The organism is Flavobacteriales bacterium (genome assembly GCA_016700415.1).
GTDB lineage: Bacteria > Bacteroidota > Bacteroidia > Flavobacteriales_F > PHOS-HE28 > PHOS-HE28.
Genome location: CP065018.1, coordinates 2,661,612 through 2,677,206 on the forward strand (window position 1 = coordinate 2,661,612; position 15,595 = coordinate 2,677,206).

Below are 15,595 nucleotides of genomic sequence, written 5' to 3' on the forward strand. Positions count from 1 at the left end.
TATGCCCTCACCCCGGCCCCCCGCTGCTGCGGGACTGGGAAGCTCTCCGAGGGAGAGGGGAGTTGATACCTACAGTGCTTATCGCCCAATAACGGTCCGCCGGGCTCCAGCCCGGCAGCTAGCCAACCGGGCTCCAGCCCGGCCCAGCGCCTCATAACCAGATCCCGACCCATATCTTCGGAACTTACCGAGTTCCTTCAACTCCCACGAGCCGACACATGCCCACCGACAACGACAAAGACGATCCCAACAAGCAAGGCACCGGACGCTTAAAGGATGGTCTGGACGCAGCGGGAAAGCTGCGTCCAGGAGCGCACATCTGGTGGGACCGCGACTACCTCCCTCACGTGGAAAGCACGGACCTCGTCCAACATGTCTGTTTCCGCCTCGAGGACAGCCTCCCACGCCAGGTAGTGCAACAAATGGAAGCGGAGCTGATGAGCCTGCCGCCAAGCCTGCGCAGCCCCGAGCAAGAGAAGCGTGTGAACGCCTACCTCGACGCGGGCCATGGAAGCTGCATCCTGCGCGATCCGTTCATCGCGGAGCTGATCGATTCAACCCTGCTGCATTTCCACGGCGACCGCTACACGCTCTATGCGTGGTGCATCATGCCCAACCATGTCCATGTGCTGTTCCAGCCGGAAGCGGGTTGGACGATGAGCAAGATCGTGGCGTCCTGGAAATCGTTCACTGGCAGGAGGATCAGTGCGCATCGGAAAGAGCTGTTGGCATCAACGGCCGGGCTGGAGCCCGGCGGACCAAAATTGGGGGCGGCCGGCCCCGTGTGGCAGCGCGAATACTTTGACCGCTTCATGCGCGACAGCGCGCATTTTGCCAACACCGTCAACTACATCCACATGAACCCGGTAAAAGCTCGACTGGTACAAAAGCCGGAGGACTGGCCCTTCTCCTCCGCCTCAAAGAGCGACGATCCGCCCACCCCATAACCCCGGTCCGCCGGGCTCCAGCCCGGCCATGACCATAACCATAACCTCCGGCCACGGCATTCCACCATCTGATCACCTGATCAAGCTCAACTTCCAGCCCACCACCCGCGGCTATCTTGCAGCACCATCCCATCCATGAAGCACATCTTCCATCCCACCGACCTTGGCCACGGTAGCACCACGGCCTTCCTGATCGCCCTGCGCCTCGCCGCCACGACCAAAAGCGCGCTCACCATCATGCACGTGGACGGCACCGGTGAAGGTGAGTGGTCCGACCTGCCCGGCGTGCGCAAGACCTTGAGCCGCTGGGGCATGCTGAAGGATGAGCACGACCTCGAAGAGTTCGAGCAGATGGGCATCCGTGTGAACAAGCAGATGATGAAGGGCGATCGCCCGGTGAGCAATTGCTTGGACTACCTGAGCGAGCATCGGTCCGACCTCATCGTGCTGGCCACCCACCAAGGCAGTGGCAACAACTGGCGCAAGCGCAAGGTGGCCGAGCCGCTCGCACGCGGTGCCGGCGAACCCACCCTCTTCGTCCCCGAGAACGCCAAGGGCTTGGTGGATGCCGACACCGGCAAGGTCAACCTGCGGAGCATCCTCGTGCCGGTAACGGTGGACCCCGACCCGCAGCGCGCCATCGACATGGCCGTAAGCACCGCGAAAGCGCTGGCGGACGGGCGCGTGCGCTTCAATTTTTTGCATGTAGGCGGGGAATACAAGGCACCCGTGGTCACCGTTCCGGAACATCCGAACTGGACCACCGAGCACATGCTCCGGCTGGGCGACCCCGTGGAAACCATTGTGAACGTGGCCGACGCGACCAGCGCGGACCTGGTGGTGATGTCCACCAAAGGCCACGATGGCTTCCTCGACATGCTCCGCGGGAGCAAGACCGAGCGCGTGTTGCGCGCGGTGCGTTGCCCCATAATGGCGGTGCCGACGTAGGGCATCCCCCCAATTTCAGTCCGCCGGCCTCCAGCCTCCCCAATTTTGGTCCGCCGGGCCCGGCCCGGCAGATGCCCTATCGGGCTCCGGCCCGGCCCATAATGCCAAGCACGCTTGGCGCGCTCACAGCCGGGACAAACTGTCCATCAGCTCCTGCTTCTTCCTGCGGGAGACCGCCACATTGGTGCCATCGTTCATGATCACCTCGCCACCTTCCCCGCGGATGTACTTCTTCACATGCCGCGTGTTGATCAGGTAGGAGTGGTGTACGCGCACGAAACCCTGCCCGCCCAGCATGTCCTCGAACTGCTTCAGCGTCCGCGTGATCAGCAGGCGCTTCTGGTCCTGCTGATGCACGATGGTGTAGTTGCTGTCGGATTCGCAATAGAGGATGTTCCGCGGGTCCACCATCTCCAGTCCGTCCGCCACCGGCAACGCGATCTTGGACGGCCCGTTCGCGGCACCGGAGAGGTTGTGCAGTAACGCCCGGAACAGCTCCGGGTCCTGCGGGATGCGTGTGGCTTGCTTCACCTTGCCCAAGGCCTCCGTCAGCTCGTCGGGGTCCACGGGCTTCAAGAGATAGTCCAAGGCACTGAAGCGGATCGCCTTCACGGCGTAGCCCTCATGCGCGGTCTGGAAGATCACGTGCGGCCGGTCGGGACCCAGCGCTTCAAGCAGCTCGAAGCCGGTGCGGTCACCGATCTCGATATCTAAAAAGAGGATATCGGGGGTGGTGCGGCCCAGCAGTTCCAGCCCCTCCTCCACACTACTGGCGATACCCAGCAGTTCGACCTCCGGATGGTTGCGTTTCAGCACCCCGGACAAAGCGTCCTGACAGTGCTTCTCATCGTCCACGATCACGGCCGTCTGTGCTGGCATGGGGAAGGTTTAAGCGCTGGAAGATAGGCCAATTATTATCCAGTCCAATTATGGTCCGCCGGGCTTCAACCCGGCCCACAAGGGCCTCCGGTCCGACCCGGCACAAGACCGCCGATGCCGGCACCAAGGGCCCCAACGCAAAAAGCCGTCGATGGACGGCCATTGCTCGTTCGATCGGAACGTTCTCAACGCTGCGTGGAGGCGACGGAGTTCTGTTCGAGCTGGAACTGTGTCTGCTCCCAGGTCAACCCGGTATAGACGCGTTCGGCCAAGGTGGTCCCATGGGCGTCGAAGCGTAGCCAGAGCCCCGTCTTGATGCCCATTGCGTAGGAACCTTGGGCGCTGACCTGGCCATTGCCGTAGTAGTAGGTGAAGGGCCCGTTCTGCACCAGGCACTCCGGGTCGCTGTAGCTGCCTTCCATCATCAGGGTGCCGTCGGGCGCGGTGACCTGTACCGTGAACTTGCCATCCGCCCCGGCGCTGACCACGCGCTGCAAAGTGTTCACCGTGTCGGTGGTGGGCATGAAGAACATGTCCACGGGCTCGATGCGCAGGACGTTCACCGCGCCCGAGACCCCTTCAGGTGCTCCGTCCATGGCGTTGGCGTGGAGGGAGCAGCAGCAGATGATGGCGGCGGCGATGGCGGCGGAGAGGAGGGTGCGTTTTGCGGTGTTCATAGTGTTCGGGGTTTTTTTGGTTCGTTATCGTTGATGACGGGTCAAAAGTCCCCTGACCTGAAGCGGTTTTCATGCGCCCCGGAGCAAGTGGCGGGGTCCACTGAGCAAGTGGCGGGGGGTGACGCCCAATAATGGTGCGCCGGGCTCCAGCCCTCCCGCCGGCGCCTGCGGTGCAGGCTTGCTCGATCAACCGCAACGCGGGGCAGCGATGGTTATTAACCGCAACGCATGCAACGAACGCAACGCGGATCGGTGGTGTTTTTTAACCGCAACGCCCGCAATGAGGAGGGTGACACAGCGTCGGTTCCATGCTCTCGCATTTCGTTGCGGTCGTTGCGGTTCCCCTTTGCATTGCCGGCACACCTGATAATGGTCCGCCGGGCTCCTCCAGCCCGGCATATGGACCACCAAGTGTGCGCCTTGGGGGCAAGTCCAAGTCCTCATAATGGATGCCACCGTGCTGCTTCCGCACCAAGCGCGAGCGGCTGTGGGTGATGGCCGTGCCCAAAGAGTTCTTCTTGGGGACTGGACCATCACCGGAGGACGGGGTCCGGTGATGCTGGCCGGGTCCCAACGCAAAAAGCCGTCGATGGACGGCCTTTGCACGAGCGATATGGGCTTGCCGATCTCCGAGGCACGTTCAAGGCTACTTGGCGGCCAGGGCGATCTTCCGTGCATCGAAGTGCATCCAGGTCCCCGTCTTGGTGCCCATCTCGTAGTAACCCCGGTCGCTGACCTGGCCATTGCCGTAGTAGTAGGTGAAAAGCCCGTTCTGCACCAAGCACTCCACATCGCTGTAGCTGCCTTCCATCATCAGGGTGCCGTCGGCCGCGGTCACCTGTACATGGAACTGGCCATCGGCACCGGCGCGGACCGTGCGATGCGAAGTGTTCACCGTGTCAATGGTGGGCATGAGGAACATGTCCACGGGCTCGATGCGCAGGACGTTCACCGCGCCCGAGACCCCTTCAGGTGCTCCGTCCATGGCGTTGGCATGGAGGGAGCAGCAGCAGATGAGGGCGGCGGCGATGGCGGCGGAGAGGAGGGTGCGTTTTGCGGTGTTCATGGTCGTTCGGGTTTTTGGTTGTCGTTGATGACGGGTCAAAAGTCCCCTGACCGGAAGCGCTTTTCATGCGCCCCGGAGCAAGTGGCGGGGTACACTGAGCAAGTGGCGGTCGATGACCGCCCAATATCAGTCCGCCGGGCTCTAAGCCCGGCACACTAAGGCCTTCCGCCCGTCTCTTTCTCCTTCTTGGTATGTCACCTGCGCCAGTGGCGCAGCCAGGATCGGTTTGTTTCCGGCTTGCTCCGGATCCGATGGGATCCCAAAGGCGACCACCCTGAGCCGTGAAAAGCGCTTTGCCATACAAATCACTGGCGTCCGGGGAAAAATGACAAACAACGGCTGCGACCCTTTCAGGGTCGTTGTCGACCTAACTCCCAGTGCAACAGGCTGTGACCCTTTCAGGGTCAAAAGCCTCGTTGCTGCCGGGTTTCGACCCCGAAGGGGTCGCAGCATTTTGTATTCATGGACAAGAGGATATTCGACCCTGAAGGGGTCGCAGCCGGTGTTTATTTCCGAATGCGATAGGTGGGGCCCTTGTCGGTGATATGGACGATCAACCGTACAGGATGGACATTCCGGGACGTTGCTGGAAAATTTCCCGGACGCCAGTGCATACAAATACAAAATACCCATTTCCGGGTATTGCGGACGGCAGCCTGCCAGCTAAGATTTGACGTGCAATTCAAGCCGATGCCCACCCATCGCACCACAGCATCCGTACTTCGGCTTCGCGAAGGACCGAGTACCGAACACGCCATCATCGGTCGCCTACCCCAACACACCGCGCTGGACCTCCTACAAGGACCAACCAAAGGGTGGGCACGGGTTCGGGCGAAACTCCGCGACGGTGAACTGATCGGTTGGGTAAGCACAAGCTACATCGAACCCGTCGCCACCGCGCCACCGATCGATGACCCGAGCTGGTTGAAGGCCGCCCGTGCGGAGATCGGCACCAAGGAATATCCAGGGCCGAGCCAGAACCCGCGCATCCTGGAGTACTTCCAAACCTGTTCTTACAAGGCCACCACCGACGAAACGCCGTGGTGTTCCGCTTTCGTGAATTGGTGTATGGCCCAAGCGAAGATCAATGGCACCAAGAGTGCCGCGGCTCGCAGTTGGAATAAATGGGGCCGCGAATTGAGCACACCCGAACACGGCTGTATAGTGGTCTTCGACCGCAGTGACCCCACGAACAACCAAGCAGCGCACGTGGCCTTCTACTTGGAAACACGCGGCACAGGAATTTTGGTCTTGGGCGGCAATCAGAGCAACTCCGTCAGCATCACAAGCTACTCAGCAAGCAGGGTCCTCGGTTATCGAGGGAAACCTTGACAGAGCAACAAGACCACCATCCGATGCTTGAGAACCCCTACCTCGATATGATTGCTGGCTTGGTGCTGGTGTATGTGCTCTTGAGTGCTTTGGTCAGTGCTGCAGGTACTTCGCGTGGGGATCAAGTAGCACCGCAACTTCTAGCAAAGAGAACAGATCACAACACACCAAATACCAACCACCATGGCCAAGTCAGCTGCACTGGCATTCGCGAACAATGATGTGATCACCATCGCATGGACACACGGCAAGAAGTTGCCCGGTTGCATGGGCTACGCGATTTACCGCATCGACAAGAACGGCAAGAAGGAGGCCCTGCCTGCCAAGGCAACATTCAAAGGGCATCCTTGGAAGAAGGGCCAAACCTGCGAGGATGCTCCGTACCAAAAGTTCTATTGGAAGGATGTGTATGCCCGCTTGATCAAGGAGCATAGCAAAGGGGATCTGGACACGTTCAGCTACCGCATCGTAGCCTTGGAGGGTAAGCCCGGCAAGCTGAAGCCCATGAACGTGGAGGAATTGGCAACAAACAAGGTCACCATCGGTGCCGAGGTCTCCCCTAAGATGAAAGCCTACTTCAACCGGGGCCTTATCAGTACACAACGCATTTCCCGTGCGCTGGATGGCAAGCCCGCCAAGGGCAAACTGCTGGCGCGTGTTGCGGACGTAAAGGACGATCTGCGCGCGAGTCTGAGCGGAGATATGGTTGAGGCCCTCACGGAATTCATGCGGCGCACAGGAACGGATGGGCACATCTATGCCGCTTTGTACGAATTGAATGATGAGGAACTGGAGGGGCTGCTCATGCATCTGGGCGATCGGCTACATATCGTGTTGAGCAACCCTTCGTCTGATGACAAGGAGACCGGGGGCATGGCGGATGGGAACAAGGTTTCGCGCGGCCGCCTGAAACGGGGCGGGGCAGATATGTACGATCGCCTGTTAAAGAAAGGACAGATCGGCCACAACAAGTTCCTGGTGCATGTGGACAAGAACGGTAAGGCCCAAGCGGTGCTCTGCGGATCCACGAACTGGACCTTCACTGGCTTGTGTACCCAAACGAACAATACGGTAGTGATCGACAACCCCCAGGTTGCGGAACGCTATCTGACGTACTGGGAAGAACTGAAGAAGGATACCAAAGCGGCCAAGAAGGATGCGACCAAGTTGCAAGCCAAAGCGCTCCGCGACCTCAACGCGAAGAGCAAGACCATCGACCTTGGGAAAGACGGAACGTGGACCAGTTGGTTCTCGCCGAACACGCCGAAACTGAGGGCCTCGAATACAAAGAACGAAAAGACACCGCCCGATATGCAGGAAGTGCAAAAGCTGATGCATGAGGCCAAGGAGGCCGTGCTCATGCTCGCCTTTTATCCTGGATCACCATGCCTTACGAACTGGGCAGCGGATGTGCAGAAGAGCAAGCCGGACGTGTTCGTGCGCGGGTGCGTTACACACATTAGCGCCGCCGAGGGCTTCTACTACCAGTTGCACGGCATGACGCCACCGAAGTTGACGAAAGAAGAAAAGGACAAGGGAGTGAAGAAGGTGTACAAGCAGGATGGCCGCGTGTTCGCCGCTAGGGCGCTTGATGAGAAGACCGTCCCGGAGGGCTGGATCGAAGAGATCCTCTCCGCCGGCTTTGCGGTGATCCACGATAAGATCGTAGTTATCGACCCGTTCAGCGATGATTGCGTCGTGATCATGGGCAGCCACAATCTTGGGCACAGGGCGTCATACAATAACGATGAGAACCTCGCCATCATCCGTGGCAACCGCAAATTGGCCGAGGCCTATGCATCCCATGTGCTTGATGTTTACGATCACTTTGCTTGGCGCTACCGGCTCTCACAAGGCAAGGTAGATCCGAACGCGGGCTACTTGAAAACGGATCCAAACGCTTGGCAGGATGTCTATTTTGATGCGGACGGGAAGATCAAGGTGGCGCAATTACGTTTCTGGTTGAACGCCGCCAAAGGATGAACAAACTGGCCTTCATCATCAACTACGACATCAAGTTCACTAGAGACACTAAAGATCAAGTGACGGCAGAAGGCACATTCTGAATAGAACAACCAACCAACAAACAAGACCATGAAAAAGCTTTTGACGATGCTCGTGCTGACGTTATGTATGGCCATGGCCGTTCAAGCACAGAAACAACCGGCCGCTAAGACCGATGGGATCGAAACAAGGGGATTGGATGAGGTCGTGCAGGAGGTTAATATCGGTATTGGCCTTGCCAGGGAGGATCTGAAAGCGAACGGACTGGAAATTTCAACGGCTGAAGTGACGCTCAAAACCATACGGAGCACCGATGCGGGTGGGGGGTTCAAGATCTTCGTTAAGGCTTCCAAGAAGTGGCAATTGGAAAAGGCGAGCAGCGTCAAGTACTCCTATGCGAAGATGGAATCTTTGGTGGCCATGGACAGTACCAAGGGCAAGGAGAAACTCCACGAAGCATTGCGCAAGGCGATTTCTGCATCAGCGGCGCAGTGGAAGAGAGCGAGTTCTGCCATCCAAGGCTTGGAAAAGAATTCCTTCACGATCGAGATTTCGTTCGGGGTGACAAAGTCAACGAGCGGTGGGGTCGAGTTCGAGGTCTGGGGTGTTGGTTTGGATTTGGAAGGGAGCAAGGAGCTGACCGCATCCCACAGCATATCGTTAACATTCAAGAGTGAGACTCGATAGCCGAAAACAGCGCCAATGAGCTAACCGGGCATTTGGCCTCTTGGCTTTGGCTCAGGCATGGGCTGAAGCCTTTCAGGCCTCTTCGGCTGCGTTCGGGTGTTCAGGTGTATTTCGATCGTTTGGTCGGGGTCAGGCGTATTGGGTTTCTTGGCTTTGGGCTTGCTTTAGGCGCATTCATGCATTGGGCCTTTAACTCAGGGTGGGGGTTACGCGTCGGCTTGGCATTTGTCTTCTTGGTATTCAAGGCGCATTCAGTTCTTCGGCCGTTTGGCGGGTTCAGGCTCAGGCGGTTCTCACGGTTTGTGGAATTAGGTACTTTGAGCGCCCTTTAGCCTTCTATCCCTTCCTTATCCACCCATGGACCACGCCCTCCACACCCGCATCGTTTCCTTCATCTGGGGCATAGCCGACGATGTACTACGCGACCTCTATGTACGCGGCAAGTATCGCGACGTCATCCTGCCCATGACCGTGCTGCGTCGCTTGGACGCGGTATTGGAACCCACCAAAAAGGATGTGCTCGACCTGAAGAAGACCTTGGACAAGCAAGGCATCGTGAACCAGGACGAGGCCCTGCGCGCCGCTGCGCAGCAGGCTTTTTACAACACCAGCGCCTTTACCCTGCGCGACCTGAAGAACCGCAGCAACGCGCAAACGCTACAGGCCGACTTCCTCGATTACCTCGACGGCTTCAGTCCCAATGTGCAAGAGATCTTCGTCAACTTCTCCTTCCGCATCCAAGTGCCGAAGTTGGTGAAAGCCGACGCGCTCGGCTACCTCATCGAGAAATACTTGGACCCTACCATCAACTTCAGCCCGAAGCCCGTGGGCCAATTGCCGGGGTTGGACAACCACAGCATGGGCACCATCTTCGAGGAGCTGGTGCGCAAGTTCAACGAGGAGAATAACGAGGAGGCCGGTGAGCACTGGACCCCGCGCGACGTGGTGAAGGTGATGACCAAGCTGATGTTCATGCCCATCGCCGACCAGATCGAGAGCGGCACCTACCTGCTCTATGACTGCGCATGCGGCACCGGCGGCATGCTCACCGTGGCGGAGGAGACGCTCAAAGAGATCGGCGCGAAACAGAACAAGCAGATCGCCACGCACCTCTACGGACAGGAGATCAACGACGAAACATACGCCATCTGCAAAGCCGACATGCTGATGAAGGGCGAGGGGGACGGCGCCGACAATATCGTGGGCGGCGGTGAGCGCAGCACACTGAGCAACGATGCCTTCCCGGGCCGCGAATTCGACTTCATGCTCGCCAACCCGCCCTATGGCAAAAGCTGGAAGAAGGACCTGGAGCGCATGGGCGGCAAGAGTGACATGAAGGACCCGCGCTTCGTTATCGAGCATGACGGCAATCCTGAGTATTCGCTGATCACGCGCAGCAGCGATGGCCAGATGCTCTTCCTGGCCAATATGCTCAGCAAGATGAAGCGGAACACGCCGCTGGGCAGCCGCATCGCCGAGGTACACAACGGCAGCTCGCTCTTCACGGGCGATGCCGGGCAGGGCGAAAGCAACATCCGCCGCTGGATCATTGAGAACGATTGGCTGGACGCCATCGTGGCCCTGCCGCTCAACATCTTCTACAACACCGGCATCGCCACCTACATCTGGGTGCTCAGCAACCGCAAGGCGGAGCACCGCAAAGGCAAGGTGCAGCTGATCGATGCCACGCAATGGTATAAGCCCCTGCGGAAGAACCTCGGCAGCAAGAACTGCGAGCTGGGCGAGGAGGATATCCAGCGCATTGTGGACACCTTCCTCGATTTCAAGGAGACCGAGCAGAGCAAGATCTTCCCGAACAAGGCTTTTGGCTATTGGAAGGTGAAGGTGGAACGGCCGCTGAAGTTGCGCGCCAAGTTCACCCGGCAAGTGGTGGAGGAATTGCGCTTCGCCAGTGGTGATGCGGAACTGCGCATGGCCCTGTACGAGGAATTCGGTGATGCGCTCGGCGAGGACTTCGCAAAACTGCGCAAGCCCATGGAAGCTTGGTTGGACGAGCAAAGCAAAGGCAGCGACGACGAGGACGGTGACGAAGATGCACCCAAGGCAAAGGCCATCCCCGAGAAGAAGCGCAAGAAGCTGCTCGATGCCAAGACCTGGGAGCGTGACCTGCGCTTGGCCGACATCGGTGGTGAGCTGCTGAAGCGTTTTGGCACCACCGTCTTCAACGACCTGATCGAACTGGACAAGGCGCTGGATGCGGCCGAGAAGGAATTGAAGTTCAGCCTCAGCAAGCCCGAACGCAAACTGCTCGTGAACGCGGTGAGTTACCGCGATGAGGCCGCACCGCCCGTGATCAAAAAGGTCCACAAGCCAGGGAAAGCAAAGGCCGATCCGCTACACGGCTTGTTCGAGGCGGTAGTTGATGGCAAGAACTGCGTGATCGAATGCGAGCCGGACGGCGAGCTACGCGACTATGAACAGATCCCCTTGCTCGAAGGGGGCGGTATTGAAGCATTCATCCGCCGCGAGGTGTTGCCTTATGCGCCGGAAGCATGGATCGATGAAGAAGCCACCAAGATCGGTTACGAAGTGAGCTTCAACCGGTACTTCTACAAGCCCCAGCCACTGCGCAGCTTGGAGGAGATCCGGTCTGACATTGTGACACTTGAGAAGGAGACGGAAGGTTTGTTGAATGAAATTATATCAGCCTGATGAACAGTTGGTTGAACAGGTACGTACCACCCAGTTACGCACAGTTACACAATCTGCCAATTGTGGATAAGTTGTTAATAGGCTTGTGTATCAATGGTCTATGTACGTACGTTTGCAGCAACAGTAGCCGCCACGCTTCCCATCAGAACAGCGCACCAGGGCGGCTCTTTTTTTGCACCCAAGCCAACTGAGCCATGGGTGTGGAATTTGCAAAGGAGCCACTGACGCTCGATAAGCAGATCGACCTGCTCCGAGAGCGAGGCATGGTGATCAGCGATGAGGCCAAGGCCCGGACCTACCTTACCAATATCAGCTACTACCGGCTTAGTGCCTACTGGTACATTTTCTTGGAACTGCCGCAAGCGGCCCACAAATTCAAGGAAGGCACCGAGTTCCATCGTGTGGTGGACACTTACGTCTTCGACCGCAAGCTGCGCATGTTACTGTTTGATGAGATCGAGCGCATTGAGATCTCCATCAAGACCCGATTGATCCAGGAATTCTGTGAGACCAAAGGGAAGAACTGGTATGAGGACCCTGCGCTTTACACGAAGCCCTATCACCAGCAGAAGTTCCTCGAGTGTGTGGACGATGAGATCAAACGCACCAGTGAGGTCTTTATCAAGCATTATCGGCAGAAGTATAACAATGGGGTTAGACCACCTGCTTGGATGGTGTTTCAATTGGTCTCGTTCGGCCAAGTGAGCCGCCTTATGAAGAATCTTCGCTCTTGCCCTGAATTAAAGGCTGTGGCGGACCATTATGGTGTGGACGCACAAGTGCTCTTGTCCTGGATGGAGAGTCTTTCCTTCGTACGGAACACTGCGGCCCATCACGCCCGGCTCTGGAACAGACGGATCCCCAAGGCACCCGTACTTCCCAACAACCCCCAGCATGCTTGGTTGAAGGCGGTTCCTGGCCCGGGAGAGGAACGCAAGCTCTATGCGGTGTTGGCTGTGGTCCGCTACTTATTGGCCCGCTTCATACCCAGTACATCATTCAGCACGAAGTTGAACAAACTGCTTGCCGACCATCCAGAGGTGCTAGAGTCCTATATGGGGTTCACACCGAACTGGAGGGACGAACCACTTTGGAAGAATTGAGTATTCAACGAACATGAGAGAGATTCTAGGAAAGGCCAAGACCGTTCGCGAATTGCTCAAGGAGGTCAAGTACTCCATTGACTACTACCAGCGGGAATACAAATGGCATGAGAAGCAGATCCGCGAGCTTGTGGATGACCTGAGCGACAAGTTCTTGGAGGAGTACCAGCCGGGACATCCACGGGCCAAGGTCGCCGAATACCCGCATTACTTCTTGGGTTCGATCATCATCAGCAAGAAGGAGAATGTCGGTTACATCGTGGATGGCCAGCAGCGCCTTACGAGCTTGACGTTGCTGCTGATCCTCTTGCGTAACCTACAGAAGGGGCGGGAGAAACAAGTGAAGGTGGACGAGCTCATCTTCTCGGAGAAGTTCGACCAGAAGTCGTACAACCTGCATGTGGATGAACGCACACCAGCGATGGATGCACTATACGAGGGGCTTCCTTTCGACGTGACCGACCGACCGGAATCTGTGCAGAATTTGGTACAGCGTTATCGCGATCTTGAGAGCTGCTTCCCTGAGGAATTGCGTGATGATGCCCTTCCTTACTTCATTGATTGGCTGTTGGAGAACGTTCACTTGGTGGAGATCACGGCCTACTCCGATGATGATGCTTACACCATCTTCGAGACGATGAACGACCGGGGGCTTTCATTGAGCCCGACGGATATGTTGAAGGGCTATCTACTTGCGAATATTGACGAGAACAAAAGGACCGCAGCGAACACGAAGTGGCGTGATCGCATTCGTGTCCTGAATGAGGCTGGAAAGGAGGTGGAGTCGGACTTCTTCAAAACTTGGTTGCGTAGCCAGTATGCAACCAAGATCAGGGAACGCAAGAAGAATGCAAGGCCAGAGGATTTCGATCGGATCGGAACCGAGTTCCACCGATGGTTGCGGGATACGTCGGACGTTGTCGGTCTCAAACAAAGCGCAGACTTCTATCGCTTCATCGATCGCGATTTCGAATTCTATAGCCGACAGTATCTCCGGTTGATCGACGCAGGCAAGCGGCCTGTTCCGGGCCTTGAACACGTGCTATACAATGCGCAACATGGCTTCACGCTGCAATACATGTTGTTGATGTCGCCACTTGATCCGGATGATAGCGATGAGGTCGTGGTGCGAAAAGCAGGACTTGTCGCCCGTTACTTGGACATTCTGTTGACATGGCGATTATGGAATTTCCGCACGATCTCCTATTCAGGAATGCAGTATGCCATGTTCCTCGTCATGCGAGATATTCGCGGGCTCGCCGTTGATGCCCTGTCCCAGAAACTTCACGACCTTCTGACCAAGGAGAGCGAGAATTTCACGAGCAACGACCGGCTGCGCGTTCACCAGCAGAACCGCTATTACATCCATCGACTCTTGGCGCGGATCACGGACTTCGTGGAGACCAGTTCAGGACAACCGTCACGCTACTTGGATTATGTCAGCGAAGGAAAGACACGCTGTGAGGTGGAACACATTTGGGCGGACCATGCTGAACGACACACCGATGAGTTCGACCACCCGGCTGACTTCGCTGAGTACCGCAACCGGATCGGGGGCCTCCTTCTCTTGCCGAAGAGTTTCAACGCGAGTTACGGGGATCTGACATACATAGAGAAGCTGCCGCATTACAACACGCAGAACCTGTTGGCCCGTTCACTGCACCCACAGTGTTACCAACACAACCCAGGGTTCATCCGGTTCAAAAGCGAAAGCGAGATCCCGTTCGCTCCAATGCCAGCGTTCAAGAAGACAGAACTTGAAGCACGCGGAGATCTCTATCGGCAGTTGGCCGAGAAGATCTGGGACCCCGCACATCTTCTACAAGGAGTGCCAGCATGAGCAACACCACCCTCAACCCCTACCCCGCCTACAAGCCCGCAGGCGTACCCTGGCTCCAGCAGGTGCCGGAGCATTGGGCGTTGCTGCGCACAAAGAACTTTCTGCGCGAAGTGAACGTGCGGAGCAAGACCGGCAAGGAAGACCTGCTTTCGGTTTCACAATACACGGGCATCACACGGCGCAAGGATTCAATGCGCGGTGGCTCGGGTTTGGTGACTACCGCGAAGACATTGGTCGGCTACAAGCTTGTTGAGCCCGGTGATCTGGTCATGAATATCATGCTCGCTTGGCGTGGAAGTCAGGCGGTTTCTCCGATCGCAGGCATAACAAGTCCGGCATACAGCGTCTTCCGTGTCACGACCGACCAGGTCATCCCGCAATACCTGCATTACATCTACCGCACGGATCTGTATAATGGCCTGTTCAAGACCGTTTCAACAGGTGTAATGGATAGTCGGCTGCGCTTGTATCCCGAGGTGTTCTTTAGGCTACCAACGCTATTGCCGCCCCCCGACGAACAACACCTCATCGTCCGCTACCTGCAGGCCTTGGATGCCAAGGTGAAGCGCTACATCCGCACCAAGCGCACCCTCATTGCGCGCTTGCAGGAGCAAAAGCAGGCCATCATCCAGCGGGCCGTTACGCGCGGGCTGGACCCCAACGTGAAACTGAAACCCAGCGGCGTGGAGTGGCTGGGGGAGGTGCCGGAGCATTGGGAGGTGAAGCAGCTGAAACAAGCGGCTACAATTCTGCGCGGAAAGTTCTCGCATCGGCCAAGGAATGACCCAAGGTTCTATGGTGGGTCGTATCCCTTCATACAGACCGGTTCAATTGCACGCGCGAACAAGTTCATCACCGAGTACAAGCAAACGCTGAATGAGAAAGGTCTTTCGGTTAGCAAACTGTTTCCGAAGGGTACGCTCGTTATGGCCATTGCAGCCAACATTGGTGACGTGGCGGTTCTCTCCTTCGATTCTTGTGCGCCGGACAGCGTTATAGGCTTTCTACCATTTGCACAAACGAATCAAGACTATCTGTATCTGACTCTCACGGCGATGAAACCTGAGCTTCTTGCCGAAGCACCGGTCAATACACAAGGCAATCTGAGCATCGCACGAGTGGGAAGCATGGCAATGCCCTACCCGCCAATTGAGGAACAAGGAATCATTGCTGATCACATCAACCAACATGTAACGCATATCGACCAGAACATCTCGCTAATGCTTCGGACCATTCAACAAGTACACGAGTACCACACGCGCCTGATCGCGAATGTGGTAACGGGTGCGGTGGATGTAAGAGCAGCCGCACAAGCCTTGCCCACTGATCAGACAATTGGTGGATCAGACGATCAGACAATGGAGGAGGAGGAAATGGAGGTGGAAGAGGAGGCTGGAGAAGAGTAGAAAGAGCGATAACCGAACTTTGTGGTACTTGGC

The 15,595-nt window shown here is 57.2% G+C and carries 12 protein-coding genes; 9 read left to right on the forward strand and 3 right to left on the reverse strand.

The window, feature by feature from the left end:
- Positions 1–218 precede the first annotated feature (218 nt).
- Both IPP95_11135 and IPP95_11140 read left to right on the forward strand, forming a co-directional pair.
- Entirely contained in the window at positions 219–947 is a 729-nt protein-coding gene (locus IPP95_11135; GenBank protein QQS71735.1) for a transposase, read from the forward strand.
- A 135-nt stretch (positions 948–1,082) separates the two neighbouring features.
- Positions 1,083–1,895, forward strand: coding sequence for a universal stress protein (locus tag IPP95_11140; protein ID QQS71736.1), 813 nt, complete (start codon positions 1,083–1,085; stop codon positions 1,893–1,895).
- A 123-nt stretch (positions 1,896–2,018) separates the two neighbouring features.
- Here the strand turns inward: IPP95_11140 and IPP95_11145 are convergent, their stop codons facing one another.
- The 3 genes from IPP95_11145 to IPP95_11155 all read right to left on the reverse strand — a co-directional run bounded on the left by IPP95_11145 (position 2,019) and on the right by IPP95_11155 (position 4,517).
- Complete coding sequence (locus tag IPP95_11145) at positions 2,019–2,774, reverse strand: response regulator transcription factor (protein ID QQS71737.1); 756 nt, start codon at positions 2,772–2,774, stop codon at positions 2,019–2,021.
- A 185-nt stretch (positions 2,775–2,959) separates the two neighbouring features.
- On the reverse strand, positions 2,960–3,451 hold the full coding sequence (locus tag IPP95_11150) for a hypothetical protein (GenBank protein ID QQS71738.1): 492 nt from the start codon (positions 3,449–3,451) through the stop codon (positions 2,960–2,962).
- Between the two features lie 646 nt (positions 3,452–4,097).
- The gene (locus IPP95_11155; protein ID QQS71739.1) at positions 4,098–4,517 is read right to left on the reverse strand and encodes a hypothetical protein; all 420 of its coding nucleotides are present in this window, start codon (positions 4,515–4,517) and stop codon (positions 4,098–4,100) included.
- 690 nt (positions 4,518–5,207) lie between these two features.
- Between IPP95_11155 and IPP95_11160 the strand changes: the two genes are divergently transcribed.
- From IPP95_11160 to IPP95_11190, 7 genes are all read left to right on the forward strand, one after another.
- Entirely contained in the window at positions 5,208–5,849 is a 642-nt protein-coding gene (locus IPP95_11160) for a TIGR02594 family protein (GenBank protein ID QQS71740.1), read from the forward strand.
- A gap of 183 nt (positions 5,850–6,032) precedes the next feature.
- Positions 6,033–7,832: a hypothetical protein gene (locus IPP95_11165; GenBank protein ID QQS71741.1), complete on the forward strand. Its 1,800-nt coding sequence runs from the start codon at positions 6,033–6,035 to the stop codon at positions 7,830–7,832.
- A 111-nt stretch (positions 7,833–7,943) separates the two neighbouring features.
- Positions 7,944–8,540 carry a hypothetical protein gene (locus IPP95_11170; protein ID QQS71742.1) on the forward strand — a complete coding sequence of 199 codons (597 nt, stop codon included), beginning with the start codon at positions 7,944–7,946 and terminating at the stop codon, positions 8,538–8,540.
- Between the two features lie 357 nt (positions 8,541–8,897).
- The gene (locus tag IPP95_11175; GenBank protein ID QQS71743.1) at positions 8,898–11,213 is read left to right on the forward strand and encodes an SAM-dependent DNA methyltransferase; all 2,316 of its coding nucleotides are present in this window, start codon (positions 8,898–8,900) and stop codon (positions 11,211–11,213) included.
- A 194-nt stretch (positions 11,214–11,407) separates the two neighbouring features.
- Positions 11,408–12,316 carry an Abi family protein gene (locus IPP95_11180; GenBank protein QQS71744.1) on the forward strand — a complete coding sequence of 303 codons (909 nt, stop codon included), beginning with the start codon at positions 11,408–11,410 and terminating at the stop codon, positions 12,314–12,316.
- A gap of 13 nt (positions 12,317–12,329) precedes the next feature.
- Positions 12,330–14,156: a DUF262 domain-containing protein gene (locus IPP95_11185; GenBank protein ID QQS71745.1), complete on the forward strand. Its 1,827-nt coding sequence runs from the start codon at positions 12,330–12,332 to the stop codon at positions 14,154–14,156.
- Positions 14,153–15,562: a restriction endonuclease subunit S gene (locus IPP95_11190; protein QQS71746.1), complete on the forward strand. Its 1,410-nt coding sequence runs from the start codon at positions 14,153–14,155 to the stop codon at positions 15,560–15,562. The genes IPP95_11185 and IPP95_11190 overlap by 4 nt, the downstream gene beginning before the upstream one ends.
- The last annotated feature ends 33 nt before the right edge of the window (positions 15,563–15,595 follow it).